Source organism: Pseudanabaena biceps PCC 7429 (assembly GCF_000332215.1).
Classification (GTDB): Bacteria; Cyanobacteriota; Cyanobacteriia; order Pseudanabaenales; family Pseudanabaenaceae; genus Pseudanabaena; species Pseudanabaena biceps.
The window spans coordinates 1-5042 of the sequence record NZ_ALWB01000298.1; the positions used below are offsets into that span (position 1 = coordinate 1).

The 5042-nt window shown below is 42.7% G+C and carries 3 protein-coding genes; all 3 read right to left on the minus strand.

Annotation, left to right across the window (positions count from 1 at the left end):
- Positions 1-150 precede the first annotated feature (150 nt).
- Positions 151-3477: an efflux RND transporter permease subunit gene (locus tag PSE7429_RS21150; protein WP_009629411.1), complete on the minus strand. Its 3327-nt coding sequence runs from the start codon at positions 3475-3477 to the stop codon at positions 151-153.
- Positions 3478-3585: 108 nt separating this feature from the next.
- Positions 3586-4083: a diacylglycerol kinase family protein gene (locus PSE7429_RS21155; protein ID WP_009629412.1), complete on the minus strand. Its 498-nt coding sequence runs from the start codon at positions 4081-4083 to the stop codon at positions 3586-3588.
- 343 nt (positions 4084-4426) lie between these two features.
- Entirely contained in the window at positions 4427-4930 is a 504-nt protein-coding gene (ybeY, locus tag PSE7429_RS21160; RefSeq protein WP_009629413.1) for an rRNA maturation RNase YbeY, read from the minus strand.
- Between the last annotated feature and the right edge of the window lie 112 nt (positions 4931-5042).

The window sequence follows — 5042 nt, forward strand, 5'->3', positions numbered from 1 at the left end:
GCAACGCTTTCAAAAATTTCCTTGTGGTTCGTTTGATCGATAATTGCTGTAATTCACTGAAATGTTGGCTCACTTCAGTGAATTGGTATAAAAAATAACTGGCGGCGCTTAGCGCCGCCAGTTATTTTTGTTTGTGATTAGAGCCAATATCTAAGGTTTAGGGCTATTTTCTTCTTGAGAGTCTTCAGCAGCACTATTGTGACTACCATTGTTGAAACTACTTCCGTTGAGATCACCTTCATGCAATGGGACGATCGCTACTTCATGTTCGAGTTCAAGTTCATGGGAATGTGGTTTGTATAAACCAGTCATCATTCGTTCTTCAATATTTTTGACAACAATATAAAGAATGGGAACGATGAATAAACTTAGTACTGTCGCAAGACACATACCACCCATGACCGCAGTTCCTAAGGATTGACGTGCAGCAGCACCTGCCCCCGTTGCGATTACTAGGGGGAAAATCCCGATAATAGTCGCAGAGGCTGTCATCAGAATTGGTCTTAAGCGTTGTTGGGAAGCTTCAAGCACAGCTTTAGTAATGCTTAAACCTCTTTCGCGTAACTGGTTGGCAAACTCCACAATTAAAATGGCATTTTTACTAGCCATCCCAATTAGCATGACTAACCCAATTTGGGTATACACATCATTGGAGAAAACAGGATTTAATAACCCGCGCAATAAAACTGCTGAGAGCGCACCTAATACCGCAAGGGGAACCGTCAGCATGATGATTATGGGATCGATGTAATTCTCGTATTGAGCGGCAAGTACTAAGAATACAAATACAATACCCAAACCGAAAATAAAGACGGCACTGCTGCCAGAGCCGATCTCCTCTAAGGATAATCCCGACCATTCATAGCCGAAACTTTTTGGTAGGACTTCTTTAGCAACTTTGCTCATAATATCAATCGCTTGTCCCGAACTAACCCCCGGAGCAGTGTTGCCAGTAATCTGGACGGAGCGGAACAGGTTATAGTGATTGATAATCGAGGGACCAACGGTTTGAGTAACTCTGACCAGATTGCTTAACGGAATCTCCTGACCGCTACTAGAGCGCACGTAGAGCTTATTAATATCTTCAGGGTTAGAACGGAACTGAGCGTCCGCTTGGACATAAACTCGATAAGTTCTTCCAAAAGTATTGAAGTCATTTACGTACTGCGAACCAAGTAGGGTTTGCAAAGTGCTGTAAATATCTTGTAAAGAGACTTTCAAAGCATTAGCCTTGACGCGATCTACTTCTACGGTTAACTGCGGTGTATTTCCGTTGAAATTAGGGCGTAATCCTGAAAGCTTGGGATGACTGGGGTCGGGATAGGTACTTGCCCTACCTAATAAAGCTCCCATGGTCTGTTCGATGATCGGAAAGCCTTGATTGGCTTTGTCTTGCAATTGGAATTCAAAACCGCCATAGTTGCTTAAGCCTTGAATGGCAGGTGGTGGGAAGGGAACCACAAAAGCTTCTTTAATAGAAACTAATTCGGGAAATAAACCAAAAGGTTTGGGAGTAAAACCGCCAATAATGCTATCGGCTGAGCGCGATCGCTCTTTCCAAGGTTTTAGCGTCGAGAAGATAATGCCATTGTTCGGGGTGTTGCCGCTAAAACTAAAACCTGAGATTGCAAAGATATTCGCAATTTCGGGATAAGCAGGTTCGCCCTTATCATTCTTCCGACGCATGATTCCTTCAATATTCTCTAGCACTTTTTCGGTGTAATTTAACGATACACCTTCAGGAGCTTGCACAATGGTAATGAAGTATCCTTGATCTTCCTGTGGTAAAAACCCCCTAGGAACGCTGGTATATACCCAGTAGGTGAGGAAAAGAGAACCGATAAAGAGGATCATCATAAACCCTTTGAGGTTTGTGGATTTTCCCAATAACCATCGATAGCGATCGCGCGTACCGTCAATTAACCAATTCACCCGATCAAAGAACCAATTACCATGGATAGTCTCTTGCCTGAGCAGTAGCCCTGCTAAGGTTGGCGACAGGGTCAAGGCGTTAAATGTAGAAACCGTGATCGAAAAAGCGATCGTCAACGCAAACTGTTTATACAGTTGTCCAGTCGTGCCAGGGAAAAAAGCAACAGGCACAAACACGGCAATCAGTACCAGAGAACTAGCAATTACCGCCCCCTGTAGTTCATTCATCGCCGAAATCGCTGCTTTGATTGGGGATTCACCGTTTTCTTGAATGCGTCTGGCAATATCCTCAACTACCACGATCGCGTCATCAACAACTAGCCCTGTGGCAAGGGTTAACCCAAATAGGGTTAGGGTATTGATATTAAAGTTGAGGAGTTTGATGAAAATGAAAGTTCCAACTAAGGAAACGGGAATCGCAATAGCAGGAATCAGCGTTGCGCGCCAGTTCTGCAAAAACAGATAGATGATCACGATCACAAGCCCGATCGCAATGGCTAGGGAAATGATGACTTCTTCAGTGCCAGCTTCAATGAAACTGGTTGTATCAAAGGCAATTTCATAATTTAGTCCAGGAGGAAATGTTGGTTTTAACTCCTCTAGGACATGCTTGACAGCTTTTGCCACATCTAGGGCATTCGCATCGGGCAATTGCGATATACCTAAGCCGATCCCTCTAGTACCATTAAAACGAAGGGCTGAGCCATAGTTTTCCGCGCCTAATTCTACCCGTCCGACATCACGCAATTTAATTGGCGATCCATCACTGGCGGTTCTAATTACTATTTCTGCAAATTCTTCTGTATTTTTAAGTCTTCCCGTTGCGGAAATAGATAGTTGGTATTGCTGATCTGGCAAATTAGGCTGTTGTCCGATTTGTCCGACCCCAACTTGCAAGTTTTGTTGCTGAATTGCGGACACAACATCTTGAGAAGTGAGTCCCCTAGCTGAAAGACGATTGGGATCTAGCCAAACTCGCATGGCATACTTACGTTCACCAAAGATGACGACATTCCCGACACCTTTGACCTTCTTAATCTCATCGACAATGTATAGATCGGCGTAATTACTTAGATATAAATCGTCGTATTCTCCCTTTTCAGAAAATACACCGACTGCAAAGAGAAATCCCGAAGATTCTTTACTAATGGTTACACCAGTTTGCTGCACTGGACCTGGCAGCTGTGCTGTTACCGTAGACACTCGGTTTTGGACATCAACAGCCGCAAGATCCTTATTCTTGTCAAGGTCAAAAATTAGATTTACCGAACTAGTTCCATTATTGGCACTAGTCGAAGTAATATAACGAACTCCTTCAATTCCATTCAATTCTCTTTCGAGAATGTTCGTAACTGTAGATTCGACAACTTCCGCATTTGCGCCGACATAGTTGGCGGTTACAGTTACCTTAGGTGGGGTAATTTCAGGATATTGAGCAACAGGCAATAGAAAGATACAAGCTGTTCCCAATAGCGTGATTATAACAGAGCAGACCGTTGCGAATACAGGTCTTCTGATGAAGAAGTCAGATATTGATAGCAGCATGGGCAGGGTATAGGAACGAAGAGTTTAACGAATAAGCTTAGCCACTGACTGCAATCATAAAATTTAAAGAAAATCTGGTTTGATCAGAATTTCTGTGAATTTTGACTTTTATATCAACGCAAGGCGCTGCAAGATATGAGGCAATAATAACACGCCTGCAATCAGCAAAGCGGCGATCGCCGCAATGAGTACCGCACCAGCGGCGCAGTCCTTGGTGATTTTGGCTAGTTGATGAAATTCACGCCCAACGGTCAAATCAACGACAGCTTCTAAGGCTGTGTTCAATAGCTCTAGTACTAATACTAAAGCGATCGTCAAACTAATGATCGAACAAGCAACGGCTGAGAGATGGAAATATACGCTCAGAGTTAGGGCGATCGCGCCAATGAGTAAATGAATCCGAAAATTTCGCTGGGTACGAAACGCATAACTAACACCCTGCCCAGCATATTTAAAACTTAATAGTAAGTTCGTCGCAATTTGAAAAGAATCATTGCGTTGTGCCGCACTATGTTCGGTTTCCAATTCATCAGTCTTTGTCATTTGCTCGGATAAGGAAGGCGATTTAAATAAAAATAATCTGGTTAGTGGTAAATCATTATTCATGGAGATGATCCCAAATAGACTTTGCCCAGCGATCGCCAAGATGTTCGAGATTTCAATGCTAAGTAGCTAAGCATAAGTAAACTTAAAACCTAGAAGAGCGTACCCGCCCGCGTAGCGGGCGGTACGCTCTCTGTTTTTGTTTTTTAATTATGCTTAACTGCTTAGAAAAATAGTTTACTTAAATTACGCTCGCAAATACTTAAGTTATTATTGACAATTTTTTACATGGATCAATCTAGTTTTTACTAATGTGAGTGGGAAGTCTCGCACCCTATCCGTTTACAGGATGGGTGACGGGATGAAAACGAATTGTGATTTGGGATATTTAATTGCGCCTAGCTACTTAGAGAAGTGCAATTAGTTGCAACATATTATCTTGTTGTGCAAGCATTGCTTCTAAACTTTCGTCATCAGGGTGATCCCAACCTAGTAGGTGCAATAAACCATGAGCTGCTAGCCACGCTAGTTCATAGGTTAAGGAATGCCCTCGCTCCTCAGCCTGACGGATCGCGGTAGTTTGCGAGATAATAATATCTCCCCAACTGGTTGGCTCGATATAATCAAAATCTTCACAATCATCGATCGGGATCTCAGGTACTGCTGATTCTAGGGCAGCAAAAGATAACACATCCGTAGGGCAATCTTTCTGACGATATTGCAAATTTAGTTGTTGAATCGTTAAATCATCGGCAATCGCCAAAGACACCTCGTAGTCTCCATCGACGATCGCTTGTTCGGATTGTAAATAATTTGCCCAAATGGTAAACCATTCTTGCCATTGCTCTATAGCGATCGGGTGGCGATCGGCGATTTCTGGATAGATGTCACAATACAAATCAATATTCAAGTCTTCAAAGCCCCATCAAATGGGAGCATCTCACTAATGCAATGAGTATTTCTACTTATAGATGACATATGAGAAAATGAATAAAAAATAGAGGTTAAAAAAAGATGACACC